Origin of the sequence: Paraburkholderia sp., assembly GCF_047605525.1 — a bacterium.
Taxonomy (GTDB): domain Bacteria; phylum Pseudomonadota; class Gammaproteobacteria; order Burkholderiales; family Burkholderiaceae; genus Paraburkholderia.
Window position 1 is genome coordinate 208,180 of the sequence record NZ_JASGFN010000011.1, and the last position, 24,455, is coordinate 232,634.

Below are 24,455 nucleotides of genomic sequence, written 5' to 3' on the forward strand. Positions count from 1 at the left end.
GAGAAACACATCATGCGCAACACGCAGATCAAACCACTCGTGGTTTCCGCATCGCTTCTCGCGGCCACCTTGACGCCCGTGTTCGGCCTGTACGGCAGCGCGTATGCGCAAGGCGCGCCGCAGGCGATTACCGAAAAACGCACGGACGTCGTGCAGCTCGCGAGCGGCTATCGGGCATCGAAGTTGACGGGCGTGACCGTGTATAACCGCAACAAGGACAGCATCGGCACGCTCGACGATCTGATCGTGTCGCCGGGCGCGGAGCGTACCACGTACGCGATCCTGTCGGTCGGCGGCTTTCTCGGCATGGGCAAGCATCTGGTCGCCGTGCCGTTCAACGATCTGCAGATCGACAACCGGCGCGTCGTACTGCCCGACGCTACGAAGAAATCGCTCGAGGCGTTGCCGGAATTCAGGTATGCGCCGGATTGATCGTCTTCGGGCGGAGCACCTGCCGTGCAACGGCAACGGGCCAGTGCGCCCGCCCCAACCGCTCAGATAATCGGCGCGCCCCCCGTCACCGCCAACGTCGCGCCCGACACATAGCTCGCCTCGTCCGACGCGAGCATCACATAGGCCGCCGCCAGTTCCGCCGGTTGACCGGGGCGCTTCATCGGCACCTGCGCGCCGAACTGCTCGACTTTTTCCGGCGGCATCGTCGATGGAATCAGCGGTGTCCAGATCGGCCCCGGCGCCACGCAGTTCGCGCGAATGCCCTTTTCCGCGAGCAACTGCGCGAGACCGCCGGTGAAGTTCTGAATGGCGCCCTTGGTCGCCGCATACGCGATCAGACCGGGGTTCGGATGATCCGCATTGATCGACGTCGTATTGATGATCGCGCCGCCCGGCTTCATGTGACGGACCGCGGCGCGCGTGATCCTGAACATCGCGCCGATGTTGGTATCGAAGGTCTTGTCCCACTCTTCGTCGCTGATCGCCTCGAGCGACGGATAGCTCATCTGATACGCGGCATTGTTGACGACCACGTCGAGCCGGCCGAACGCCTCGACGGCCTTGTCGACGATCTCATCGCAATGCCGGTGATCGCGGATGTCGCCGCCGAGCAGCACCGCGTTGCGGCCGGCGTCCTCGACCCAGCGCGCGGTCTCGCGTGCATCGTCGTCCTCGTCGTGATAGGCGATCAGCACGTCGGCGCCTTCGCGCGCGAAGGCGATCGCCACCGCCCGGCCAATTCCGCTATCGCCGCCGGTCACGATCGCCGCCTTGCCCGCGAGTTTTCCCGAGCCCTTATAGGTCTTTTCGCCATGATCGGGCGGCGGGTCCATCGAGGCCGTGCGGCCGGGTGTGCGCGCCTGCTGCTGTTTCGGAAACGGTGGCGTGGGACGTTGCGTATCGCTGCTCATGATGGATCTCCGGAAGCTGGTCGACATCGGCGGCGCGCGAAAGGCGTCGCGTCACGAACGGTTCAGCAACCGGTAGGCCCGCGCACGCCACGCGAAGCGATACATGTATGCGTGGCAGGCGCCGGGCGTCTGGAGCGGGAAAAGTGCAACGGAGAGGGAAAAAATGCCGGTCATGAAGACCGCCTGGATCGGCGCGTCGGCGTAATTCAAACGCGGCGGCAGCATGCGCCCATGCGGCACCCGCACGACATCTTCAAGGCGGCCCTACCGCATGCAACGCCGCCGCCGATTCGAGCACGCGCAGCAGACGCTCCGGCGTCAACGGCTTCGCGCAATGCGCGTCGAAGCCCGCATCCTTCGCAAGCACGCGATCCTCGCGCGACGCGAACGCAGTACACGCGATCAGCAGCATGTGCGAAGTCTGCGGATGCGCGCGCAACCGGCGCGCCAGTTCGAGTCCGTCGAGCCCCGGCATCTTGATGTCGAGCACCACCGCGAACGGCTGCCATTCGCGCGCCATCTCGCACACGGCAAACGGATCGTCGAGCGCACGGCAGTCGAAGCCATCGGCGATCAGCAACATTTGCAGCGCTTCGGCCGCTTCCCGGTAATCGTCGACCACGAGCACGCGGCGATGCGCGGCCATCGCGTAACGGATCGGCCGCCACACGAGTACGTCGTCGTTGCTGTCCACGTTGTCGTTGAATATCGTCATTTTTTCTCGCCATTTTCCATTCGCCCTGAAGGGCATCTCGCGTCACGCGCAAGATTTGCTCCTATTGCGCTTTTAAGCGCATTGCTTTAACCGTGCTTCTTTATGCGCTATTCATGTTGCCGCTGGAACGCCGCCGCAAGCGCCTCAGCGCGGCGTATCGACTCGAATGCGCGATTCAGCTTGCCAATTCGCGGCGACGCTTCAGTGACAGCGCCCGCGATAATGGCGCGCGCGCGTCGCCCAGATGCACTGCCGTCGTGCAGCCCGCCTCGTTAGCGGGCGTTGCGCGACGTGAGTTTTCAACGGCGTGAGGGGATTCAAAATGCGTGCCGCTCGCGCTTTGAGTGGCGCGTATCGAATGCGCGGTCATAACGAAAGAATAAGCGACAGCGCCGATAAAAAAACATCCTGCGTGTTAGGGGTTTGTGCTCTGCGGGTTATCCCGCACGGTCGTCGATAAAGCCTTTCAGCATCGCAAGCGTGTCGGCGTCGTCGATATGTTTGTCGGTGCGCCAGCGCAGCATGCGCGGAAAACGCACGGCCACGCCCGACTTGTGGCGGGTGCTCGCCTGAATGCCTTCGAAGCCGATTTCGAATACGAGCGTCGGTGTCACGCTGCGCACGGGGCCGAATTTATCGACGGTGGTCTTGCGCACGATCGCATCGACCTCGCGCATTTCTTCGTCGGTCAATCCTGAATAAGCCTTCGCGAACGGCACGAGGGTGCGCACGCCGTCGGCTTCGTCCCACACTGCGAACGTAAAGTCCGTATAAAGACTCGCGCGGCGACCATGACCGCGCTGCGCGTAAACGAGTACGGCATCTACCGCATAAGGTTCGATCTTCCATTTCCACCACGTGCCCGATGCTTTCGTGCGGCCGACGCCATACATCGACTCGCGCTCCTTCAGCATCAGACCTTCGACGCCGCGCGCGCGGCTCTCGTCGCGCAATGCCGCGAGCGCCTGCCAGTCCGGCGCGCCGACGAGCGGCGACACGCGCAGCAGACCGCGCGCGAGCGTGCCGTCGACGGACGCGGCAAGCGCGTCGAGCCGTGCGCGCCGTTCGACGAGCGGCGTCATGCGCAGGTCCTGCCCGTTGTATTCGAGCAGATCGTACGCGAGTAGCGCGGCGGGCGAAGCGGCGAGAATCCCGCGCGTGAGCGTCTTGCGCGCGATGCGCGGTTGCAGCCGCGCGAACGGCAACGGCGTGCTCGCGCCGGGCTCCCACGCAAGAATCTCGCCGTCGATCACATGACCGTCCGGCAATGCATCGCCCAATGCCGTGATCTCGGGAAAGCGATCGGTAATCAGATCCTCGCCACGCGACCACAACCATACGCGGCCACCGCGCTTGACGAGCTGCGCGCGAATGCCATCCCACTTCCATTCGATCAGCCATTGCGACGGATCACCGAGTGTCGCCGGATCGGCCTGCAACGGATGCGCGAGAAAGAACGGATACGGCAGGCCGAGATCGCTGTCGTGCTGCTCGTCCGGCTTCGCCCCGTCATCGGCCTGCGGCGCGATCAGACGCAGGTAGCGCGCCGCGTCGGGCTTCTGTTGCGAATCGGTCCAGCCGACCATGCGTTGCGCGATCCGCTTGTGATCGACGCCCGCCACCTCCGCGAGCGCCCTGACCACGAGTTGTCGCGCCACGCCGACACGAAAGCCGCCGCCGATCAGCTTCGTCAGCAGAAAGCGCCCGCTCCAGTCGAGTTCATCCCAGTAGCCGAGCAGACGCGCGCGCAACTCATCGGGCGGCAAGCCGCGCAACGTCAGCATGCGTTGCTCGATCCATTGCGTGAGACCGAGTTCGGAACTGCGCTGCGCGGGCGGCAGGATATGCGCGATCGTCTCCGCGAGATCGCCGACCGCGTGATACGACTCCTCGAACAGCCATTCGGGCAGACCGGCGCGCTCGCGCGCGATCTCGGTGAGCAGCCGCGTCGGCACCAGTTGACGCGGCTTGCCGCCGGCGAGGAAATACGACGCCCATGCGGCGTCCTCGGGCTCGGCCGCCGCGAAATAACTGATGAGCGCCGCGAGCTTGTCGTGCGTCGAGGTCGTCGCGTCGAGCGCGGTGTAGAGGGCCGCGAAGCGTTTCATCGTGCGCTCATGAATTGTCCGCCGGCGACGGGTCGGCGGGTGGCGCGCCAACCTCGGCGTTCGCGCCGGCGGCATCGGCCTCGACGGTATCGTCGCCGTATTGCGTCGCGAACGCGCTCGCCTGCAAGCCCTGCTCGTTCAGCCAGCGCACCATCGGCTCGACCGACCCATGCGTGACGATCACGCGCGCGGCGCCGCTCTCCCGGATCGCGGTTTGCAACCCCGGCCAGTCCGCATGGTCCGACAGCACGAAGCCGCGATCGACGCCGCGTCTGCGGCGCGCGCCGCGCAGACGCATCCAGCCCGATGCGAACCCATCGCTATAGTCGCCGAAGCGCTTGAGCCATGCGCTGTTTTGCGCGGACGGCGGCGCAATCACCAACGCCTGTTTGAATATCGCCTTCTCTTTCGCCGGGATGTCGCTAACCAGGCCGACCGGCGGCAAGCGCACGCCCGCGTCGCGATACGCGCGATTGAGCGGTTCGACCGCGCCGTGACAGAAGATCGGCCCGATCGCCGCGTCGACGCTCGCGAGCACGCGCTGCGCCTTGCCGAACGAATAGCAGAACAGCACCGACGCGCGCCCTTCCGACGCGTTGTGGCGCCACCAGGAATCGATCGAATCGAAGACCGTTTGCGGCGGATCCCAGCGATAGATCGGCAGCCCGAACGTCGATTCGGTGATGAAGGTGTCGCAATGCACCGGTTCGAACGCCGCGCAGGTCGGATCGGCGTCGAGCTTGTAGTCGCCCGATGCGACCCACACACGTCCCGCATGTTCGATGCGCACCTGTGCCGAACCGAGCACATGCCCGGCTGGATGCAGCGACACACGCACCGCGCCGATCGTCAGCGGCTCGCCGTATTCGAGCGTCTGCAACGCGATGCCGGGCAGGCGCGAACACAGCACGCCCGCGCCCGCGCGCGTCGCCAGATAGCGCTGATGGCCAAAGCGCGCGTGATCGGAATGCGCATGCGTGATCACCGCGCGTTCGACCGGCTGCCACGGATCGATATGGAAGTCGCCTTGCGGGCAATACAGCCCCTCGGGCCGCGCGACGACCAGATCGGCATGCTCTGTTGCAAGATTCACCTGACGTTGCGGCTGGTCCATCGGCTCCTTTACGACACGATTAGCGACACGATTGACAATCCATTCAGGAAAGAAAGCATCCGGCAGGCTTCCCCACGCCGCGCCAAGCAAACTGCATTCCCGCCGAAAACGCTCACGCCGGGGGGCGATGTGGCCGCGTTCCTGCTTACGGTATATAAAGCAGACAGGCGTGTCGAGGCCGGCTGCCACCCGGCAGCGCCCGGCGCGCACCGCGAGGCCCCATGCAGATCATGCTCGACCAGCAGGCGCTGTATATCGCCCGACATCCCGGCCGCTTCGTGCTACAGACGCTGAAGGCATTCCGCGCGAACCAGGGGCTGCTGCTCGCGGGCGCGGTCGCGTATTACGCATTGCTGTCGATCGTGCCGCTGCTGATCCTGATCGTCATCGTGCTGTCGCGCGTGGTGCCGCAGCAGCTCGTGCTCGACGCGCTCGCGCATCTGCTGCGCTGGCTCGTACCGGGGCAGTCGAATGCGCTCGTGCGGGAGCTCTCCAACTTTCTCGCGCATCGCGCGGTGATCGGCGTGGTGCTGCTGATTACGATGATCTTCTTCAGTTCGCTTGCGTTCACCGTGCTCGAAAACGCGATGTCGCTGATCTTCGTGCATCGCGTCGTCGTCAAGCGGCGGCACTTTCTCGTGTCCGCGCTGCTGCCTTATTGCTACATCCTGTTTCTCGGCGTCGGGCTGCTGATCGTCACGTGCGTGTCGAGCGTGCTCGATGCAATCGGCGCCGAGGGAATCCAGTTATTCGGGCTGCACGTGTCGTTGCAGGGCCTCTCGCGCATGCTGCTGTATCTGTTGGGGCTCGCCGGCGAGATCTTCGTGCTGACGTCGGTTTATCTGGTGATGCCGGTCGGACGTCCGTCGCTCAAGCATGCGCTGATCGGCGGCGTGGTGGCCGGCATGCTGTGGGAGATCACGCGGCATGTGCTGGTCTGGTATTTCGCCACGCTGTCGCAGGTCAGCGTCGTCTATGGATCGCTGACGATGGCGATCGTGATCCTGCTGAGCTTCGAATGGCTCGCCACATTGCTGCTGTTCGGCGCGCAGGTGATTTCGCAATACGAGCGCTTCGGCCACGAACCGCTCGATGCGTCGCAGCCCAAAATCGAAACCGGCTAGGGCCTCTGTTCGATACCCCCGCAAGGAACACCCCTTGCTCGCCCGTTCCACGATCATGCCGTCTCGCACGGCGGCATCGAACGAACTTCGAGGAGCGAGGATCATGGCTGAAACCGTCGGCGACTTCATCATCGACCGGCTGCACGCATGGGGCGTGCGGCGCATCTATGGCTATCCGGGCGACGGCATCAACGGCGTGTTCGGCGCGCTGAACCGCGCGCAGTCCAATGCGAAAAAACGCCATAAGGACACGGATCAGCCGGGCCCGATCGAATTCATTCAGGTCCGTCACGAGGAAATGGCCGCGTTCATGGCCGCCGCGCACGCGAAGTTCACCGGCGAGCTGGGCGTGTGCATCGCGACGTCCGGGCCCGGCGCGTCGCATCTGCTGACGGGCCTCTACGATGCGCGCATGGATCATATGCCGGTGCTCGCGATTGCCGGACAGCAGGCGCGCGCGGCGCTCGGCGGACACTATCAGCAGGAGCTCGATCTGCTCTCGATGTTCAAGGACGTCGCCGGCTCGTTCGTCGGCCAGGCGGCGGTGCCCGCGCAGGTGCGCCATCTGGTCGACCGCGCGGTGCGCATCGCGCTGGCCGAACGCACGGTTACCGCGATCGTGCTGCCCAACGATCTGCAGGACCTGCCCTATGAGCCGCCGGGCCGCAAGCACGGCACGCTGCATTCGGGCATCGGCTTCGAGCGGCCGCGCGTCGTGCCTCGTGACGACCAGTTGCGCCGGGCGGCCGACGTGCTCAACGCGGGCCGCAAGGTTGCGATTCTCGTCGGCGCGGGCGCGCTCGAAGCGACCGACGAAGTGACAGCCGTTGCCGATCGGCTCGGCGCGGGCGTCGCCAAGGCGCTGCTCGGCAAGGCCGTGCTGCCCGACGATCTGCCGTGGGTCACCGGTTCGATCGGCCTGCTCGGCACGAAGCCGAGCTACGACATGATGACCCATTGCGACACGTTGCTGATGATCGGTTCGGGCTTCCCGTATGCGGAATTTCTGCCGAAGGAAGGCGACGCGCGCGGCGTGCAGATCGATATCAAGGCCGATATGCTGAGCCTGCGCTATCCGATGGAGGTGAACCTGGTCGGCGACAGCGCCGAGACGTTGCGCGCGCTGCTGCCGCTGCTCGAAGAGAAGAAAGACCGCGGGTGGCGCGAGCGGATCGAAGGCTGGACGTCGGACTGGTGGAAAACGCTCGACAAACGCGCGCACGAGCCTGCGAGAAATGGCGTCAATCCGCAGCGCACGGTATGGGAACTGTCGAGGCGGATTCCGTCGAACGCGATCGTCACCAGCGATTCGGGTTCGGTCGCGAACTGGTATGCACGCGATCTTCAGGTGCAGCGCGGCATGATGTGCTCGCTGTCGGGCGGGCTTGCGTCGATGGGCGCGGCGGTACCGTATGCGATCGCCGCGAAGTTCGCGTACCCCGAGCGGCCCGTGATCGCGCTGGTCGGCGACGGCGCGATGCAGATGAACAATATGGCCGAACTGATTACGGTCGCCAAATACTGGCAACGCTGGCGCGATCCGCGCTGGATCTGCATGGTGCTCAATAACGGCGACCTCAATCAGGTCACATGGGAGCAGCGCGCGATGGAAGGCGATCCGAAGTTCGAGGCATCACAGGATATTCCGTCCGTGCCGTATCACCGTTTCGCGGAGCTGATCGGTCTCAAGGGTATCTATGTCGACGATGCCGAACAACTGGCCGCTGCGTGGGACGATGCGCTCGGCGCGAATCGTCCGGTCGTGATCGAGGTGAAGGCCGATCCGGATGTCGCGCCGCTGCCGCCGCACATCACGCTCGCGCAGGCGAAGGCGTTTGCGTCGACGCTGATGAAGGGCGATCCCGACGAAGGCAACGTCGTCGTCGAAACGGCGAAGCAGGTGCTCGGCGCGGTGCTGCCGGGGCATCGCGACCCATGACGTCACGAAGGAGCGCAACGACAAGCGCTCGACCGGCGTGCGGGCGGCAACGGTTTTGACGGGGGATGTGGCTGTTAAAATGACGCGCGCTGGTTGCATGCGCTGGTTGCATGCGCTGTTGCACGCTCCTGTTGCACGTTCCTACGTCAGCCGTCCTTTCATGTCCGCACCTATCCTCTCCGTCTTCGCGGCGGCCCCCGCCGATGCCTGACGAAGCCCGCATCACACGCGCATTGGCGGCGCGCGGCATCACACCCGATACGCGTCAGCGCGAGGCCATCAGCGCGCTCGCCGCGCTGCTCGGCTCGCAGCAACACGCGCGGCACGCGTGGTCCAGCGCCGCGTTCGCGCCGCAAGGCGTCTACTGCCACGGGCTGCCGGGACGCGGCAAGAGCCTCGTCGTCGATACCCTGTTCGAACTCGCTCAGTGCCGCAAGCGGCGTTTGCACTTTCACGAATTTCTGCGCGAGATCAACCGGCGGCTCGTCAATGCGCCGCGCGGCGACGACCGGCTCGGCGACGTGTCGCGGCAATGGCTCGACGGCATCGAGCTGCTGTGCTTCGACGAATTCCACGTGCACGACATCGCCGACGCGTTCCTGATGGGCCGCTTTCTCGATACCGCGATCGGACTCGGCATACGCATCGTGCTGACCTCGAACTACGCGCCCGACGATCTGCTGCCCGACTCCGAGTTTCACGAGCGTTTCCTGCCGACCATCGCGCAGATCAAACGCTGCTTCACGGTGATTCATTTCGATGGCGCGCGCGACTACCGTTTCGGCGGCGAAGCGGCCGAGGTGCCGCGCTTTTTCGCGCCGCTCGACACGTCGAGCCAGCACGCGCTGCGGGAGATCTTCGCAAGCCACGAACCCGGCGCGCCTGTCGAGCCGTCGATGCTGAGCGCGGCAGGCCGCCCGCTCGCGGCGCGCGCGGCGGGACGCGCGCTGCTGTGGGTGGACTTCGAGCAACTGTGCGTGGCGAGCCGTTCGCACCTCGATTACCTCGATCTCGCCGGGCAATGGCAAGGGCTCATCGTCGATAACCTGCACACCGCGGCACTCCAGCAGTCGCATACGTTGCAGCGCCTCATATGGCTGATCGACATCTTCTACGATCGCAAGCGCGCGCTGTTCATCGCGTCCGATCAGCCGATCGAGACGGCGTTGATCGGACTCGAAGGCGCGCACGATCTGTCGCGCACGTTGAGCCGGCTGGCGGAAATGCAATCGCGCGCATATCGCGGCGCGCTCGATGCAATCGGCGACGAAAAGACCGATGAGGTGAAACGAGCCGAACAGGCCGAAGGTTCGTAAGCGCGGTGTGCGTGGGTCATCTCGCTGGCCCACTGGCGCCGCGCAAATTTCATGCAAATCTTGCAAGCCGGCGGCAAATCCTGCCAACGGCGGCGGGGGCAGGTAACTGCGCATAAACATCGATACCGGCCGCTGGCACGGGAATGGGTTCTGCTACCGCCGACGACGAACTCCATTCTTCAGCGGATTAACCCCGCTTGCGCCCGTTGCCATGTTCAGAACCGCTTCCGTCGCCGCCGCGCTGTGCGCCGCCTGTCTCACTTCCGCCTGTGTGCATATCGGGCCTGCCCGCCTGAAGGCCGATCAGGTCGACTACGCCCGCGCGCTCGGCGACGCGAAGAAGCGCGAGATTCTCGCCGCCGTGATCGGCCTGCGTTACGGCGACGCGCCGGCCTTCCTGACCGTCAGCAGCATCATCGCCGCGTACACGTTCGACACCACCGGCGGCGCCACGCTCAACACCGGGTCGGGCAGCATGCCGAACTACGCACAGGCGACCGGCAGCGTGTCGTATTCGAATCGCCCGACCTTCACGTTCACGCCGACCACCGGCGAAGCATTCGCATCCGCCTATATCCGTCCGCTCGCGCCGGCGCTGGTGCTGCCGCTCGCCGAAGGCGGCGTGCCGATCGATCTGCTGTTGCGGATCACCGCGCAATCGATCGGCGGCCTGCAGAACGGCAACGCGCTCGGCGGCGAAAACAGCGCGGGCGCGCCGGGCTTCTTCGAGCTGCTGCAGGCGTTGCGGCGTTTGCAACTCGCCGGCGAGCTGAACATCGAATCGCGCCAGCCCGACACCAGGACGGCCGACAAGGCGGGCAACAGGAGCGGCAATAGCGCGGCCAACACCGGACAAATGGGCGTGTTCCTCGTGATCGGCGCGACCACGAGCGGCGAATCGCCGCGCACGGCCGCGGATGTCGCGCGCGTGCGAAAACTGCTGCATCTGTCGCCGAAGACGCGCAGCTACGAGATCGTGTATGGACCGTCGTCGGCGTATCGGAACGGCGACCGTATCCCGATGGTGACGCGCTCGGTGCTCGGCATCCTCAGCGATCTCGGCGCGCAGGTGCAGGTGCCGGTCGAACGGATCAGCGACGGCTCGACCAAGCCGACCGTCGGCCTGATCGGCGGCGAAACGCGTCCGACGATCATCGTGCATTCGGGCAAGGCCGCGCCCGCCGACGCGTACGTGTCGATCGCGTATGGACCGTCGATGTACTGGGTCGAGCGCAACGACTTCGATTCGAAATACGCGTTCACGGTGGTGCAGAATCTGATGGCGCTCGCCGAAGCCGATACCAGCAGCAAGGCGCCGGTGGTGACGATTCCGGCGAATTGAGCGTGCCTCACTGCGCCGCGCGCGGGCCTCAGCCCTTTGCCTTCACCCGTTCGATCTGCTCCTTCGCCGCGCGGTACACGTGCTCCGGCGTGAAGCCGAACTTCTTCTTCAGCTCGGCAATCGGCGCCGACGCGCCGAACGTATGCATCACGATCTGCGCGCCGAGCCGTCCGGTATAGCGGTCCCACCCGAGCGACGCGGCCTGCTCGACCGCGACGCGCGCCTCGACGTCCGCGGGCAGCACCGACTCCTGATACGCACTGTCCTCGCGCTCGAAGATGTCCCACGACGGCATCGACACGACGCGCGCCGCGATACCCTCGCTCTTCAGCTTCTCGTACACGTCGACGCAAATCGACAGTTCACTGCCGGTCGCCATCAGGATCACCTGCGGCTTCTGTCCGGCGGGTGCATCGGCGAGCACATAGGCGCCACGCCTGACACCGCTGGCGGGCGCATAGCGGCTGCGATCGAGCGTCGGCAGCGGCTGGCGCGACACGACGATGCAGGCCGGCCGATGCGGCTGCGTGAGCGCGACGCGCCACGCCTCGGCCGCTTCGTTCGCATCGCCGGGGCGCAGTACGGTGAGCGCCGGCACGCCGCGCAGCGACGCAAGCTGCTCGATCGGCTGATGCGTCGGGCCGTCCTCGCCGACGCCGATCGAATCGTGCGTGAATATATAGATGGCCGGCACTTCCATGATCGCCGACAGCCGGATCGGCGGCTTCATATAGTCGCTGAAGATCAGGAACGTCGAGCCGAACGGCCGCAGATTCGACAGCGCGAGACCATTGACGACCGCGCCCATGCCGTGTTCGCGAATCCCGAAGTGCAGATTGCGGCCGCCGTAGTTGTCCGCTTCGAAGCTACCCGCGCCTTCGAACTTGAGATTGGTTTTCGTCGAGGGCGAGAGGTCGGCGGCACCGCCGATCATCCACGGCACGCGCGCGGCGATCGCATTGAGCACCTTGCCCGACGATTCGCGCGTCGCGATGCCTTTCGGGTCCGCGTCGAAGTTCGGGATATCGCTGTCCCAGCCTTGGGGTAATTCGTGCGCTTCGATCTGCGCGAATTCGCGCGCGAGCTCCGGATACTGCTTTTTATAGGCTTCGAACTTCGTCTGCCATTGCTCGCGCGCCGCCTTGCCGCGCGCGCCGATGCCTTGCGCGAAGCGTTCGTGCACGCCATCCGGCACGTAGAAGAACTTGTCCTCGGGCCAGCCGTAGGCCTTTTTCGCGAGCGCCACTTCGTCGACGCCGAGCGGTTCGCCGTGCGCCGACGCGGTGTCCTGCTTATGCGGCGCGCCCCAGCCGATGATGCTGTGGACCACGATCAGCGTCGGCCGGTCCGTCACGCTCTTCGCTTCGACCAGTGCCTTTTCGAGCGCGGCCGCGTCGTTCGCATCGTCGACGTGCAGCGTATGCCAGTTGTAGCCGTGAAAGCGGCTCTCCACATCGTCGCTGTACGCGAGGTCCGTATGGCCTTCGATCGTCACGCGGTTGCTGTCGTAAATCCAGATCAGGTTCGACAGCTTCAGATGGCCCGCGAGCGACGCCGCTTCGTGCGACACGCCTTCCATCATGTCGCCGTCGCCGCAGAGCGCGTAGACGCGGTAATCGAACAGCGGCGCGTCCGCGCGGTTGAAATGCGCTTCGTACCAGCGCGCGGCCATCGCCATGCCGACGCTGTTACCGAGCCCCTGGCCGAGCGGCCCCGTGGTGGTTTCGACGCCGGTGGTCATCCGGTATTCGGGGTGGCCGGGCGTCCTGCTGTCGAGCTGGCGGAAATGCTCGATGTCGTCGAGCGAGACGGCGGGCGCGCCGGTCGGCTTGCCGTGCCCGTCGACGGCCTTCACGTTGGCCAGATGCAGCAGCGAATAAAGCAGCATCGACGCATGTCCGACCGACAGCACGAAACGGTCGCGATTCGGCCACAGCGGTTCATCGGGGTCGTAGCGCAGATGGTTTTGCCACAGGTGATAGGCGACCGGCGCGAGCGCCATCGGCGTGCCGGGGTGGCCGGAATTGGCTTTTTGCACGGCGTCCATCGACAGCGTGCGGATCGTGTTGATGCACAACTGATCGAGGGCGGAATCGTTTTGCATGAGACGCTCCTTGTTCGGCAATTCGGAAGATGGCCGGGGCGCATTGCGCGGCGCTCGCGGGAAGCGGCGCATCGGGTCGGCGTGGAGTCACGCGGTACGTCGGCGATACGTGAAAGATGAAAGCGCGTGCCGGAAATCGCGGCGAAGCCCACAGATGATGCGCCGATCCACGCAACTCTGCACGCGATGCCGCCACAGGTTCGCTGTGCGGAAACGAATGACGTTCAGGCCGCGTGCAGCCAATGCTCGATCAGCGGACCCTGCTTGCCGTCGACCGGATCGAGCGGCGGAAACGGCAACGCCTGCATCTTCGCGAGTTCGCCCGGCGTCAGCGCTTCGCGGCGGATGTCCCACTGCTGTCCCGCCGGATAGCCGGCCACCACCTGAAAGTGCCGCTCGAACGATTGCAGGCAATGGCCGGTGCCGGCCGGCAACAGCAGCACGTCGCCCGCGTGCAGCGTCACGACACGCCCGCCCGGCCCGCCGACGATCACCTCGGCGCGCGCGCCGGTGACGCCGAGCACCTCGTGCGCGGTCGCATGGAAATGATGGAAATCGAAGATGCTGTTGCGCCATTGCGCCGGCCACGCGTTGCGCTCGAACAGGATCTCGAACTCGCTGGCCAGATTGCCGCTTGCCGGCGCCAGCGCGCGCCGGTAGATCACGACCGGCAGCTTGCGATTGTTCGGCACCCAGTCGTGCGGCGCGAGCATGAACGCTTCGTACCCGGTCTGCGCGGCGTCGAAACCGTGCTTTGAATCGTTGAACATGATGATGGGCTCCTGGCTTTCCGATGCGAGTCGCCGGCGCGCGACGTCATTGACCGCCCCGCTCCTTGTGATGAGATTCGCGCCCGCCGCCGCCCGGCGGCTCGGCGTGCCCGCCGGTGCCGAGCGGCACTTCGGCGGTTTGACGAGCCGGCTCGTTCGAACGCCGGGGGTTGGTCTGCCGGTCCACGCCGGTCTGCTCGACCGGCTCGATCCCGAGCGGACTCGGCTCGACATAGTGCGTGCCGCTCGGCTTGTTGCGCGCCCTGACTTCTTCGGACGTGGCCGGCGTGGCGCGGCTTTCGGGTTGCTTTCCGGCTGGCGCGGCGGCCGGCTCCTTCATCGGCATATCGGTCGACTGGTGATCCTGCATGACGCCCTCCTCGTTAATCACTTCAGGCACCTCATTCGCGCAGCAACAATCGAGCCTTCCCGAGCGGGCGCAGATCTCGCCGCCCAGGCCGCAATGGCGGAACAACGGGCACGGCCATTGCGGCATCGACACGTGCAGAGCCGCACGATCTCTTTGTAAAAAGGAGCACTTCATGAGCATCACGACCATCCGCGTATCCGACACCGAAGTGCAGGTCGAGCGCACGCTGTATGCGTTCGCGCAAAAGAGCGACGCCGATGCCTTCCAGCAATGCCTCGTCGACGGTTCGGTCGACACCTGCTACCGCGAGCATCCGCCGCTGTCGGCGTGCCCCGTCGTGCCCGACCGGCATCCGGACGACCCCGCGCGCGGCAGCACGATTTCCCCATCGCTCGGCGGCATGCCGTGATGGCGCGGCCGCGCTCAACTCTCCGGCGCCGCGCGATCCGCCGCGACGATCTCGCGGCCGTACGCGATGGCCGCGCGCCGCGCTTCGTCGGCGGTCGCATAGGGGCCGATCTGCGGCGCGCCGTCGAACGGAAACAGGACCCGCCTGTCCGCTTTCCTGACCACCTTCAGTCCTCCGATGTAACGGCCGTCGCCTGTTCCGTGATAGCTGGCGTAAATCTCGAACTCATCGTCAGCCACGTCGGCCTTGTGTCGCGCCATGTGCGTTCCTCGTCCTGTGCTTTGCGTATGTCGATGTCGCGCGCCATGTCGTGCGCGTGACGGCATCAAGCAATAGACGTTCCTCAACGCGGCGCCGATGCGTCGCGCGCTGATCGCCGATAAGCGCGGCGTCGGGGCATGAGGGTTGCGCATCCGAACACGGACACCCCAGGAGAGCCCGATGTATTTACCCCACCCGACCCTTCACCCGCGCCGCGTGTTCGGCAAACTCGACCCGCGCCCGTTGCGGACGCTGTCGCACACGGACCCACTCATGTATCGCCTGCACACACCGATGCCACCCGAGGTCGACCCTCAGACGCCGCCCAAAACACCACCGCCGAACATCGATCCTGATCCGCTGCCCGACGATCCCCTCGGCGATCCGGACGACACACCCGAGGGCGATCCGCCGGCGAGCCCCCCGCCCTTGCATGCATCGTGCGCGGGCAACACACAGGTCCACTCATTGCGGCCCTCCCGGACAAACCGCCCGTACCGATCGGCGGACAACCATCAGGAGTGGACATGAGCACGAACTCCGCGCATACCGGGGCCGCCCCCGACACCGAAGCAGCCGCCGCGCCCCTTAAGCCTTACGACCATCCGGCGGGCGGCTGGGGCTCGCTGAAAGCAGTCTCGTCGATCCTCGTGCGCGAGCATGTCGCGCTGAACGGCAGCCGGGTCCTGTCGCGGCAGAACAAGCCGGAAGGCTTTGCATGCGTCAGTTGCTCATGGGCCAAACCCGCGGATCCGCATCTGTTCGAATTCTGCGAAAACGGCGCGAAAGCGACCGCGTGGGAAATCACCAACAGGCGCATCGACGCGGACTTCTTCGCGACTCATACGCTGACGGAGCTGCGCGGATGGAGCGGCTTCGCGCTCGAATCGCGCGGCCGCCTGAGCGCGCCGATGCGCTGGGACGCGGCCACCGACCGCTACGTGCAGACCACCTGGGAACACGCGTTCGCCGACATCGCGCGAACTGCGCCAGATCGAGCCGAACGAAGCGGTGTTCTATACGTCGGGGCGCGCGTCGCTCGAAACCTCGTATATGTTTGCGCTGCTCGCGCGCCTCTATGGCACCAACAATCTGCCGGACAGCTCGAACATGTGCCACGAAAGCACGTCGGTCGCATTGCCGACGACGATCGGCGTGCCGGTCGGCACCGTGCAGCTCGAGGATTTCGCGTCCACCGACTGCATGCTGTTCTTCGGCCACAACACCGGCACGAACGCGCCGCGCATGCTGCATCAGCTCCAGGACGCACGCAGACGCGCCGCGCAGATCATCACGTTCAATCCGCTGCGCGAGGCCGGTCTCGTCGGCTTCGCGAATCCGCAATCGCCGCTCGACATGCTGACGCCCGCGCAGACGCAGATCAGCACGCAATACCATCAGGTGAAGGTGGGCGGTGATCTCGCCGCGATTGCGGGCCTGTGCAAGCAGTTGATCGAATGGGACGACGAGGCGCGGCGCAGCGGCTGTCCGCGCGTGGTCGACGCCGCGTTCATCGCGGAGCATACGCAGGGCTTCGAGGCCTTCGCGCAGGCAATGCGCGCGATCTCATGGGAGGACATCGAGCGGCATGCGCAACTGCCGCGCGCCGCGCTCGAAAAAGCCGCGCGTGTCTACGCGCACGCGAACGCGGCGATGGTGCTGTACGGCATGGGCATCACGCAGCATCGCAGCGGCGTCGACAACGTGAAGATGCTGTCGAACCTGCTGCTTCTGCGCGGCAATATCGGCCGCCCCGGCACCGGCATCTGTCCGATCCGCGGCCATTCCAACGTGCAGGGGCAGCGCACGGTCGGCATCACCGAAAAGCCGGAGCTCGCGCCGCTCGACAGATTGAAGGCGCTGTACGGCTTCGAGCCGCCGCGCGACAAAGGGCTGAGCACCGTCGAGGCGTGCCGGGGCGTGCTCGACGGCAGGGTCAAGGCGTTTATCGGGCTCGGCGGCAATTTCCAGGTGGCGATTCCGGATCATCAGGTGATGGACCCGGCATGGCGGCGCCTGCGCCTGACCGTGCAGATCGCGACGAAGCTCAACCGCAGCCACCTGCTGCATGGCGAAGTCGCGTACCTGCTGCCGTGCCTCGGGCGCATCGAGATCGACCGCCGGGCGAGCGGCGAGCAGTGGGTCAGCGTCGAAGACAGCACCGCGTGCATCCACGGCTCGCACGGGCTGGCCGAACCGGTCAGCGACATGCTGCTGGCGGAGCCGGCGATCGTCGCGGGGATCGCCCAGGCGCTGCTGCCGCGCAATCCGCGCATCGACTGGGATGCATGGGTCGGCGATTACGCGCTCGTGCGCGACGCGATCGAGCGCACGTATCCGGATCAGTTCAAGGATTTCAACCGCCGCTTCCGGCAACCCGGCGGTTTTCACCGGCCGCTCGCGGCGTGCACGGCACGCGCGACGTGCTGCTGATGCATGCGGACGATCTCGCGCGTCTCGGCTTCGTGGAAGGCGAGGCGGTGCGTATCTCGACCGTCTGCGACGATGGACTCGCGCGCGAGATCGACGGCATGCGCGTGCACGCGTACGACATCCCGCGCGGCTGCGTGATGGGCTATTACCCCGAATGCAACGGACTGATCCCGCTCGCGCATCATGCGAAGGCGAGTCTGGTGCCGGCGTCGAAGTCGATTCCGGTGCGGCTGCGCAAGCTGCCGGCGGCGCCGCCACGCGACGCGCGCGGCGACAACCTGGACGATCGAAAGCCGCGCACGATAAGATGATCGGCAAGCTGGCCTCGGCCAGATCGAAACGCATGGTGCGATTCGACCTTCGACCCTCTTGCCATGAGCGCGCCCGACCTGATCGAACCCGAAGACGGAAACAAGGACGACAACCTCGGCCTCTATCGGCGCGCGACGCAGAGCGGCGCGCAATGGTGGCGCGTGAGCGTCGGCGACCGGCCCGAAACCTATCGCCTCGAACACGGCACCGGCGATGAAAACGGCGCGGGCGTGGTCGATATCGATCTGGTCGTCGATGCGGAAAATCTGCGCGCGAAGCTGAAGAAGTGGCGCCGCGAAGGCTTTGCAATCGACGGCGGCGACGCGGGCGCAGGCGATGTGCCCACCCGCGTCGCCTTCATGCCGGAGCTGCGGCGGGCATCGGCGGGCATGCTGGCCGCGAAGCAGGAGCGCGCGGCAGCGGATGAAACCGCCCGGGAAGAGCCGCACGGCACCGTGCGCATCGGCCACGTCGACGTGCGACGCGGCGCGCCCCATCCGCTCGTGCCGCGCATCAACCCCGCGTATCTGTTTTCGCCGCGTTTCAACGACATCGTCGAAGACATCGTCGAGAACCGCCGCGTGATGCTGATCGGTCACACGGGCGCCGGCAAGACCAGCCTGATCGAACAGGTCGCCGCGCGCTCCCGGCATGGCGTGTTGCGCTCGAACATGAACGGACAGACGACGGTCGGCGATTTCGTCGGTTTCTGGACCGTCAAGGGTGGCGAGACACTGTGGGTCGACGGCGTGCTGCCCACCGCGATGCGCGAAGGCCTGTGGCTGATCGTCGATGAAATCGACTTCGCCGAACCGTCGATTCTGGCCGCGCTGACCGCCGTGCTCGAACCGCACGGCCGGCTCGTGCTGAAGGAGAAAGGCAACGAAATCGTCGCGCCGCATCCGGCCTTCCGGCTCTTCGCGACCGCGAACGCGGTCGGCGCGATGAGCCAGTTCCGCCATCTGTATCAGGGCGCGAACCTGATGAACGAGGCGTTTCTCGATCGCTGGCGCGTGTACCTGCTCGACTATCTGACGCCCGCCGAGGAAACCGACGTATTGATGCGCACGCTCGCGCCGCATATGACGCGCCCGCTCGCGCTCACGCTCGCCGCGATTGCCGCCGACTGCCGCGCGGCGTTCGCGCGCGAGGACCTGGCGAGCGCGTTCTCGACGCGGCGGCTGCTCGACTGGGCCGAACTGATGCTGCGCACCGGCGACCCGGAGCGCGCGGCGGCCCCGGCCATCTATGCGAAGGTGAGTCCGGAAGACGCCGCGCTGATTCGCGGCATCATCCGTCATCACATCGCGCCGGCGGACTGAGCAAAGGCCCGCGCGGAAACACCAAACGGAAGTAGCTGACGACACCCAGCGACGACAACCCAGCGACAGCGATGAACGCCCGGCACCCGGCCCACCTGCAACGCGACACGCAAGGCTTCGCGTTCGAATCGACGCTCGGCAAGGTCGCGCGCGTGCTGACCGGGCAATACGGCGTGACGGTCGTGTTCAGCCCCGATGGCCCGCGCGTCGAGCCGGGCCGCATCGTGATTCCCGATTACGAGGCGAACGGCGGCGTCGAACGCGACGTGCTGATCGGCTATCTGGACCTGCTGGTCGCGCGCGCGAAACACGCGTCGCTCGCGCAGCTCGACGCGTTGCCCACGGGTATTACCGCAAAGCTCGCGCAGGTGATCGACGATCGCCGCGTGTGCGCGCAACTGCTCGACGAATATCCGGGCGCGCGCTGGTTCATCGGCAGGTTGCGCGCGCATGCGGCCGCGCGCGCGCGGCAACGCTGGCCGAAGCTGCATTGGCGCGACCGGCTCGCGTGGCTGGTCGAGCGCACGCTGTGGGACGAAACACCGACGCGCACCGAAGCGAGCCATTCGCTGCTCGCCGCGTTGCATGCCGCGCAGGATCTGCTGCACGAGGCGCGCGGGAGCGGTTCGACCGCGCGCAGCATCGCGCTCGCGCGGGACCTGGTCGCGCGGGTACGGGCTTTGTCGGCGGGCGATGCGAACAGCATGATGTTCAGCGCCGGTCCGGTTGAGGACATCGACACGGAAACGGCGGTCTCGTCCGCCTCGTTCAGCGACGACGATACCGTGCTGGCCAATCAGGACAACGCGGCCACGCCGCCCTCGGAGAAAGGCGGCGGCGCCCAGTCCGACGACGCGGTCGGCATGGGACAAACGCTCGCCGATTCACCGTCGGCCGCCACGCGCGACGCCGGCGAACCCGGCGCGGCCGCCACGTCCGCGGCACCCATGCTGCTGTCGATTCCGCTCGCCACCGAATTCGACGTGATCGCCGATCTCACCGGCCAGGGCGACAGCGCCGCATGGCGCGCGCTGCGCGCGCAAGCCCGCGCGGACACCGCGCCGCTGAAGGACAAGCTCGAACGCGCGCTTTGCGCCGACGAACGCATCCGCTGGCGCCGCGAGCAGGAGCGCGGCGAGATCGACCGCACCGCGCTCGCGAAGCTCGCGACGTCGCCCGGTTATCGCACGCCGTTTCGCACGCAGCGCGCCGCCAGGGGGCGCGACGTCGCGGTGAGCCTGCTGATCGACCGTAGCGGTTCGATGGCCGGGCGCAAGATCGAACTCGCACGCCTGTGCGCGAGCGCGCTGTGCGATGCGCTCACCCAACTGTCGTTCGATTGCGAAGTGCTCGGCTATTGCTCGCTCGAATCGGCGCCGATGAGGCAGCTCCATGAGCGGCAGCTCGCGGCCGGCACGGATTTGCGCCGCTACAACCGCTTCGTCGAACGGCTCGATCTGAAGATCTACAAACGCTTCGGCGCGACGGACCTGAGCGGTATCGCCGAAATCGACTGCGGTCATGAAAACCCGGACGGCGAGGCGCTCGCATGGGCCGCGACGCGACTTGCCGATCATCCGGCCGCGCGCCGCATCCTGATGGTGTTCTCCGACGGCTATCCGTCCACCGGCGACGGCGATCCGCGGGTGTTGCGCAGCGATCTGCGCGAACGCGTCGCGGCGATCGGCAAACGCGGCATCGAGCTCGTGGGGATCGGCGTGCTGACCGACGCGGTGGAAGACTTTTACCCGCGCAACGTGGTGATCAGCCGCCTCGCCGAGCTGCCGGCGACGGCGTTCTCCGTGCTCGGTTCGATGCTGCTCGCCCGTTAACCGCGTGGCGGCGTTATCTGGCCACCGGCGGCATCGTCGCAATCGGAATCAGGAATTCGGACACGCCGGTCAGTATGATCTGCACGCCGATGCACAGCAGCAGAAACGCCGACACCCGCAGCGCGACCTTGGTGCCCTCGACGCCGAGGTAGCGCGCGAAAACCGTCGCGCGGCTATAGATCAGATAAACGGTGAAGGCCACCGCGAACGTGATCGCGACCGACGCGATGCTCGACATCACGAACGCCGACAGCTTGTGCGTGCGATTCGCGGAGAGCGCGATCGCGGTCGCGATCGAACCGGGGCCGGTAGTCAGCGGCACGGTAAGCGGGAAGAATGCGCGCGACATCGCGTTGTCCGCGTCGACGCGCTTGACTTCCGTCTGCTCGGCCGGTGTGTCCGGCGCATTGAGCATCTGCCAGCCGCCCACCGCGAGCGCGAGGCCGCCGCCGATGCGCAGCGCCTCCATCGAAATGCCGAAGAAATGCAGAATCGGGGTGCCGATGAAGAACGCGACCAGCAGCACGCACGCGGCGTTGATGCCGATCTTGCGAGCGAGCACGGTGCGCTCTTCGTGGGTCAGCGACGCGGTGCGGTCAAGGAAAACGAAAGCACCGCCGATCGGATTGATGATGCTGATCAACCCGGTAAAGCCAAACAGAATGTCCGAGATCAGACTTTCGACCATAGATATGCGTGTCCGTGTGTCCGCGTGTGTCGGCGCGGGAAATGCTGCATGGGTGGCAGATGATATCGCGCCGCGCCGGCAAAACCGCAAAAAAGACATACCGGGCACCCTGCCCGCGCGGGCACGCCCAAGGCCACGCACCGCCTTGCAGTGCAGCAATCCTGGCCTGAAAGATGCATCCGCAACTTTCGCGGCCTCACATTTATTTTGACCCACTTTACGGAACGGAAGTATCCGGCATAAAGTCCTCAGCGAAGCCGGACTTTCAACAACACTTATTACTGGTTCGAGGAGCTGCCCTCATGTTGCTTCGTGTACTTGCCGCGCTGCCGTTCATCGGCATGCTGGTCGGCATTGCGTTTGTCAATCGGGTCGAGCCGCTCGTGCTCGGCATGCCGTTCGTGCTGGCCTGGATCGTCATGTGGGTGATCCTGAGTTCGATCATCATGGCAATCGTCTACAACCTCGACCGATCCAACCGTCATGTCGCCGCCGAAGGCGAGGAGGTTCGCCCATGAGCGCACTCGTCATCATCGCGGCCGTCACGCTGGGCGCGCTCTTTCTCGGCGTGCGCGCGCGACGCGGCCATGACATGAGCCTCGAGCAATGGACCGTCGGCGGCCGCAGCTTCGGCACCGCGTTCGTGTTCCTGCTGATGGCCGGCGAAATCTACACGACCTTCACGTTCCTCGGCGGCAGCGGCTTCGCGTACGGCAAGGGCGCGCCGGTCTATTACATTCTCGCGTACGGCACGCTCGCCTATATCCTGTCGTACTGGATGCTGCCGCCGATCTGGCGTTATGCGAAGACACACCATCTCGTGTCGCAGCCGCACTTCTTCACGCGCAAGTACGACAGCCCGGCGCTCGGCACGCTCGTCGCGCTGGTCGGCGTGGCCGCGCTGGTTCCGTACCTCGTGCTGCAACTGAAGGGGCTCGGCATCATCGTCGCGACCGCTTCGTACGGCGCGATTTCGTCGACCGCGGCGATCTGGATCGGCGCGATCGTCGTGACCGTGTACGTGATCGTGTCGGGCGTGCGCGGCTCCGCGTGGAACTCGGTCGCCAAGGATCTGCTGATTCTCGCGATCGTGCTGTTCCTCGGCATCTATCTGCCGCTGCACTACTACGGCGGTATCGGCGAAATGTTCCGCACGCTCGACGCGGCGCGCCCCGGCTTCCTGACCTTCCCTGCGCACGGCTCGAGCGTGGTCTGGTTCCAGTCGACCGTGCTGCTGACCGCGCTCGGCTTCTTCATGTGGCCGCATACGTTCGGCTCGATCTTCACCGCCAGGGACGAGCGCATCTTCCGCCGCAACGCCGCGGTGCTGCCGCTCTATCAGTTGATCCTGCTGTTCGTGTTCTTCGTCGGCTTCGCGGCGACGCTGCGCGTGCCCGGCCTGACGGGCGCCGACATCGACCTGTCGCTGTTCCGCCTGTCGTTGCAGACGTTCGATCCGTGGTTCATCGGCGTGATCGGCGCGGCCGGTATCCTGACCGCGCTGGTGCCGGGCTCGATGATCCTGACCTCCGCGTCGACGCTGCTCGCCAACGACGTCTATCGAGGCATGGTGAACCGCAACGCCACGGACGCGACCGTGGCCACGATCGCGCGCATGCTGGTGCCGGTGGTCGCGCTCGTCGCGGTCGGCTTCACGCTGCACGGCGGCGAGACGATCGTCGCGCTGCTGCTGATGGGCTACAACTTCGTGACCCAGCTCTTCCCGGCAGTGATCTGCAGCCTGTTCCCGCGCAACCGCGCGACCAAGCAGGGCGCGTTCTGCGGCATCGTGGCCGGCGTCGCGGTGGTCACGCTGACCACGACGCTGCACTGGAGCGTCGGCCAGTTGATGCCGTTCCTGCCGGAACCGCTGAAGGACGTCAACATCGGCTTCCTCGCGCTCGCGGTCAATGTGATCGTGTTCGTGATCGTCAGCGCGCTCACGCAGTCGCGCCCGGCCGATCAGGAGTCGCACGCGTCGGTGCATTGAGTCGCGCGGCACGTTCGAAGGGCTGTCCGCTTCGGCGGCAGCCCTTCTTTCATTCTGCTTTCGTTCGATGAAGCGACTCATGCGGCGGCCGATGAAGGGGGCCACGAAACGGCCGATGAAAGCGGCCACGAAACGGCCCGTCGCAAGCCACGCGGCCGGCGAACGCCGCTAAACTATCTCCGCGCACCGGCGCGCGCGACTGCAAGAATCCAGACGGATTCGAACCCTCGCGCCCGTCATTCAGTCGACTCGCGGAGCCTCCACATGTCCTACGTTCTCTACTATTCGCCCGGCGCGGCCAGCATGCCCGTGCACTGGATGCTGATGGAAATAGGCGTGCCGTTCGAAGCGCGCCTTGTCGATATCGACGCGGGCCAGCAGCGGGACCCCGACTATCTGCGCCTGAATCCGGCCGGACGCGTGCCGACGCTGGTCGTCGACGGCACGCCGCGCCATGAATCGGCCGCGCTGCTGATGCTGCTCGCCGAGCGCCATCCCGACGCCGGCCTCGCTCCCGCGCCCGGCTCGGCGGAACGCGCGTCGTGGCTCGAATGGATGATCTATCTTGCGAACACGCTGCTGCCCGCGATGCGCGACTGGTTCTACGCGGATAGCGACGGCGATCCGGCCGGCGCCGACTCGGTACGCGCGCTGGCGCGGCGTCGCATCGAGGAAGCCTGCGCGCGGCTCGACGCGCATTTCGCCGATGGACACGCGTATCTCGCGGGCAACCGGCTCAGCACCGCGGATCTGCTTGCGCTCGTGCTGATGCGCTGGACTCGCAACATGCCGCGCCCGGCGACGGTTGGATGGCCGCATCTCGCGAGCTATATCCGCAGGCTGCGCGCACTGCCGTTGTTTATCGAATTGAACGAGCGCGAAAAGCTGAGCGATTGGCGCAACGACGATAGTTGACGCGTACGTGCGGCGGGGCGGTTGGCA

General features: G+C 65.9%; 22 protein-coding genes and 1 pseudogene. 13 read left to right on the forward strand and 10 right to left on the reverse strand.

Annotation, left to right across the window (positions count from 1 at the left end; genetic code table 11):
* Positions 1-12 precede the first annotated feature (12 nt).
* The gene (locus QM685_RS17795; protein WP_415117686.1) at positions 13-432 is read left to right on the forward strand and encodes a PRC-barrel domain-containing protein; all 420 of its coding nucleotides are present in this window, start codon (positions 13-15) and stop codon (positions 430-432) included.
* 62 nt (positions 433-494) lie between these two features.
* Here the strand turns inward: QM685_RS17795 and QM685_RS17800 are convergent, their stop codons facing one another.
* The 5 genes from QM685_RS17800 to QM685_RS17820 form a co-directional block, all read right to left on the reverse strand.
* Positions 495-1,364 (reverse strand): glucose 1-dehydrogenase, encoded by an 870-nt coding sequence (locus QM685_RS17800; protein ID WP_415117687.1) that lies wholly within the window; start codon positions 1,362-1,364, stop codon positions 495-497.
* 51 nt (positions 1,365-1,415) lie between these two features.
* Positions 1,416-1,589 (reverse strand): hypothetical protein, encoded by a 174-nt coding sequence (locus tag QM685_RS17805; RefSeq protein WP_415117688.1) that lies wholly within the window; start codon positions 1,587-1,589, stop codon positions 1,416-1,418.
* A gap of 28 nt (positions 1,590-1,617) precedes the next feature.
* The gene (locus QM685_RS17810) at positions 1,618-2,079 is read right to left on the reverse strand and encodes a response regulator (protein ID WP_415117689.1); all 462 of its coding nucleotides are present in this window, start codon (positions 2,077-2,079) and stop codon (positions 1,618-1,620) included.
* Positions 2,080-2,516: 437 nt separating this feature from the next.
* Entirely contained in the window at positions 2,517-4,187 is a 1,671-nt protein-coding gene (locus tag QM685_RS17815) for an ATP-dependent DNA ligase (protein ID WP_415117690.1), read from the reverse strand.
* Between the two features lie 7 nt (positions 4,188-4,194).
* Entirely contained in the window at positions 4,195-5,301 is a 1,107-nt protein-coding gene (locus tag QM685_RS17820; protein WP_415117691.1) for a ligase-associated DNA damage response exonuclease, read from the reverse strand.
* A gap of 221 nt (positions 5,302-5,522) precedes the next feature.
* Between QM685_RS17820 and QM685_RS17825 the strand changes: the two genes are divergently transcribed.
* From QM685_RS17825 to QM685_RS17840, 4 genes are all read left to right on the forward strand, one after another.
* A complete protein-coding gene (locus tag QM685_RS17825) occupies positions 5,523-6,425 on the forward strand; it encodes a YihY/virulence factor BrkB family protein (RefSeq protein ID WP_415117692.1) in 903 nt (300 codons plus the stop codon).
* Positions 6,426-6,528: 103 nt separating this feature from the next.
* A complete protein-coding gene (locus tag QM685_RS17830) occupies positions 6,529-8,364 on the forward strand; it encodes a thiamine pyrophosphate-requiring protein (protein ID WP_415117693.1) in 1,836 nt (611 codons plus the stop codon).
* Positions 8,365-8,567: 203 nt separating this feature from the next.
* Positions 8,568-9,680 carry a cell division protein ZapE gene (gene zapE / locus QM685_RS17835; protein WP_415117694.1) on the forward strand — a complete coding sequence of 371 codons (1,113 nt, stop codon included), beginning with the start codon at positions 8,568-8,570 and terminating at the stop codon, positions 9,678-9,680.
* A gap of 211 nt (positions 9,681-9,891) precedes the next feature.
* On the forward strand, positions 9,892-11,022 hold the full coding sequence (locus QM685_RS17840) for a hypothetical protein (protein ID WP_415117695.1): 1,131 nt from the start codon (positions 9,892-9,894) through the stop codon (positions 11,020-11,022).
* Positions 11,023-11,050: 28 nt separating this feature from the next.
* Here QM685_RS17840 and tkt read toward each other — a convergent pair whose 3' ends face one another.
* From tkt to QM685_RS17855, 3 genes are all read right to left on the reverse strand, one after another.
* Entirely contained in the window at positions 11,051-13,126 is a 2,076-nt protein-coding gene (gene tkt, locus QM685_RS17845; protein WP_415117696.1) for a transketolase, read from the reverse strand.
* A gap of 224 nt (positions 13,127-13,350) precedes the next feature.
* A complete protein-coding gene (locus tag QM685_RS17850) occupies positions 13,351-13,896 on the reverse strand; it encodes a cupin (protein ID WP_415117697.1) in 546 nt (181 codons plus the stop codon).
* Positions 13,897-13,942: 46 nt separating this feature from the next.
* A complete protein-coding gene (locus QM685_RS17855) occupies positions 13,943-14,266 on the reverse strand; it encodes a hypothetical protein (RefSeq protein ID WP_415117779.1) in 324 nt (107 codons plus the stop codon).
* A 172-nt stretch (positions 14,267-14,438) separates the two neighbouring features.
* On the opposite strand from QM685_RS17855, the gene QM685_RS17860 reads away from it, so the two are divergent.
* The gene (locus QM685_RS17860) at positions 14,439-14,675 is read left to right on the forward strand and encodes a hypothetical protein (RefSeq protein ID WP_415117698.1); all 237 of its coding nucleotides are present in this window, start codon (positions 14,439-14,441) and stop codon (positions 14,673-14,675) included.
* A gap of 14 nt (positions 14,676-14,689) precedes the next feature.
* Here QM685_RS17860 and QM685_RS17865 read toward each other — a convergent pair whose 3' ends face one another.
* Positions 14,690-14,935 carry a DUF6723 family protein gene (locus QM685_RS17865; RefSeq protein WP_415117699.1) on the reverse strand — a complete coding sequence of 82 codons (246 nt, stop codon included), beginning with the start codon at positions 14,933-14,935 and terminating at the stop codon, positions 14,690-14,692.
* Between the two features lie 181 nt (positions 14,936-15,116).
* Here QM685_RS17865 and QM685_RS17870 point away from each other — a divergent pair, with 181 nt between their 5' ends.
* From QM685_RS17870 to QM685_RS17885, 4 genes and pseudogenes are all read left to right on the forward strand, one after another.
* Positions 15,117-15,467, forward strand: coding sequence for a hypothetical protein (locus QM685_RS17870; protein ID WP_415117700.1), 351 nt, complete (start codon positions 15,117-15,119; stop codon positions 15,465-15,467).
* A pseudogene (locus QM685_RS17875) lies at positions 15,464-17,680 on the forward strand (FdhF/YdeP family oxidoreductase). The gene QM685_RS17870 and the pseudogene QM685_RS17875 overlap by 4 nt, the downstream one beginning before the upstream one ends.
* A gap of 63 nt (positions 17,681-17,743) precedes the next feature.
* Positions 17,744-19,003 carry an AAA family ATPase gene (locus QM685_RS17880; RefSeq protein ID WP_415117701.1) on the forward strand — a complete coding sequence of 420 codons (1,260 nt, stop codon included), beginning with the start codon at positions 17,744-17,746 and terminating at the stop codon, positions 19,001-19,003.
* A 71-nt stretch (positions 19,004-19,074) separates the two neighbouring features.
* Complete coding sequence (locus QM685_RS17885) at positions 19,075-20,835, forward strand: cobaltochelatase CobT-related protein (RefSeq protein WP_415117702.1); 1,761 nt, start codon at positions 19,075-19,077, stop codon at positions 20,833-20,835.
* Positions 20,836-20,848: 13 nt separating this feature from the next.
* Here the strand turns inward: QM685_RS17885 and QM685_RS17890 are convergent, their stop codons facing one another.
* The gene (locus QM685_RS17890; RefSeq protein WP_415117703.1) at positions 20,849-21,523 is read right to left on the reverse strand and encodes a MarC family protein; all 675 of its coding nucleotides are present in this window, start codon (positions 21,521-21,523) and stop codon (positions 20,849-20,851) included.
* Positions 21,524-21,825: 302 nt separating this feature from the next.
* On the opposite strand from QM685_RS17890, the gene QM685_RS17895 reads away from it, so the two are divergent.
* The 3 genes from QM685_RS17895 (at position 21,826) to QM685_RS17905 (ending at position 24,428) form a co-directional block, all read left to right on the forward strand.
* Positions 21,826-22,041, forward strand: coding sequence for a DUF3311 domain-containing protein (locus QM685_RS17895; RefSeq protein WP_415117704.1), 216 nt, complete (start codon positions 21,826-21,828; stop codon positions 22,039-22,041).
* A complete protein-coding gene (locus tag QM685_RS17900) occupies positions 22,038-23,513 on the forward strand; it encodes a sodium:solute symporter family protein (RefSeq protein WP_415117705.1) in 1,476 nt (491 codons plus the stop codon). Before QM685_RS17895 ends, QM685_RS17900 begins: the two co-directional genes overlap by 4 nt.
* Before the next feature lie 264 nt (positions 23,514-23,777).
* Positions 23,778-24,428: a glutathione S-transferase family protein gene (locus QM685_RS17905; protein ID WP_415117706.1), complete on the forward strand. Its 651-nt coding sequence runs from the start codon at positions 23,778-23,780 to the stop codon at positions 24,426-24,428.
* Positions 24,429-24,455 lie beyond the last annotated feature (27 nt).

Bases quoted from the DNA above. Each gene is read 5' to 3' on its own strand.
- QM685_RS17795 (WP_415117686.1), top strand. From the start codon at position 13: ATGCGCAACACGCAGATCAAACCACTCGTGGTTTCCGCATCGCTTCTC.
- QM685_RS17800 (WP_415117687.1), bottom strand. From the start codon at position 1,364: ATGAGCAGCGATACGCAACGTCCCACGCCACCGTTTCCGAAACAGCAG.
- QM685_RS17805 (WP_415117688.1), bottom strand. From the start codon at position 1,589: ATGCTGCCGCCGCGTTTGAATTACGCCGACGCGCCGATCCAGGCGGTC.
- QM685_RS17810 (WP_415117689.1), bottom strand. From the start codon at position 2,079: ATGACGATATTCAACGACAACGTGGACAGCAACGACGACGTACTCGTG.
- QM685_RS17815 (WP_415117690.1), bottom strand. From the start codon at position 4,187: ATGAAACGCTTCGCGGCCCTCTACACCGCGCTCGACGCGACGACCTCG.
- QM685_RS17820 (WP_415117691.1), bottom strand. From the start codon at position 5,301: ATGGACCAGCCGCAACGTCAGGTGAATCTTGCAACAGAGCATGCCGAT.
- QM685_RS17825 (WP_415117692.1), top strand. From the start codon at position 5,523: ATGCAGATCATGCTCGACCAGCAGGCGCTGTATATCGCCCGACATCCC.
- QM685_RS17830 (WP_415117693.1), top strand. From the start codon at position 6,529: ATGGCTGAAACCGTCGGCGACTTCATCATCGACCGGCTGCACGCATGG.
- zapE (WP_415117694.1), top strand. From the start codon at position 8,568: ATGCCTGACGAAGCCCGCATCACACGCGCATTGGCGGCGCGCGGCATC.
- QM685_RS17840 (WP_415117695.1), top strand. From the start codon at position 9,892: ATGTTCAGAACCGCTTCCGTCGCCGCCGCGCTGTGCGCCGCCTGTCTC.
- tkt (WP_415117696.1), bottom strand. From the start codon at position 13,126: ATGCAAAACGATTCCGCCCTCGATCAGTTGTGCATCAACACGATCCGC.
- QM685_RS17850 (WP_415117697.1), bottom strand. From the start codon at position 13,896: ATGTTCAACGATTCAAAGCACGGTTTCGACGCCGCGCAGACCGGGTAC.
- QM685_RS17855 (WP_415117779.1), bottom strand. From the start codon at position 14,266: ATGCAGGATCACCAGTCGACCGATATGCCGATGAAGGAGCCGGCCGCC.
- QM685_RS17860 (WP_415117698.1), top strand. From the start codon at position 14,439: ATGAGCATCACGACCATCCGCGTATCCGACACCGAAGTGCAGGTCGAG.
- QM685_RS17865 (WP_415117699.1), bottom strand. From the start codon at position 14,935: ATGGCGCGACACAAGGCCGACGTGGCTGACGATGAGTTCGAGATTTAC.
- QM685_RS17870 (WP_415117700.1), top strand. From the start codon at position 15,117: ATGTATTTACCCCACCCGACCCTTCACCCGCGCCGCGTGTTCGGCAAA.
- QM685_RS17880 (WP_415117701.1), top strand. From the start codon at position 17,744: ATGAGCGCGCCCGACCTGATCGAACCCGAAGACGGAAACAAGGACGAC.
- QM685_RS17885 (WP_415117702.1), top strand. From the start codon at position 19,075: ATGAACGCCCGGCACCCGGCCCACCTGCAACGCGACACGCAAGGCTTC.
- QM685_RS17890 (WP_415117703.1), bottom strand. From the start codon at position 21,523: ATGGTCGAAAGTCTGATCTCGGACATTCTGTTTGGCTTTACCGGGTTG.
- QM685_RS17895 (WP_415117704.1), top strand. From the start codon at position 21,826: ATGTTGCTTCGTGTACTTGCCGCGCTGCCGTTCATCGGCATGCTGGTC.
- QM685_RS17900 (WP_415117705.1), top strand. From the start codon at position 22,038: ATGAGCGCACTCGTCATCATCGCGGCCGTCACGCTGGGCGCGCTCTTT.
- QM685_RS17905 (WP_415117706.1), top strand. From the start codon at position 23,778: ATGTCCTACGTTCTCTACTATTCGCCCGGCGCGGCCAGCATGCCCGTG.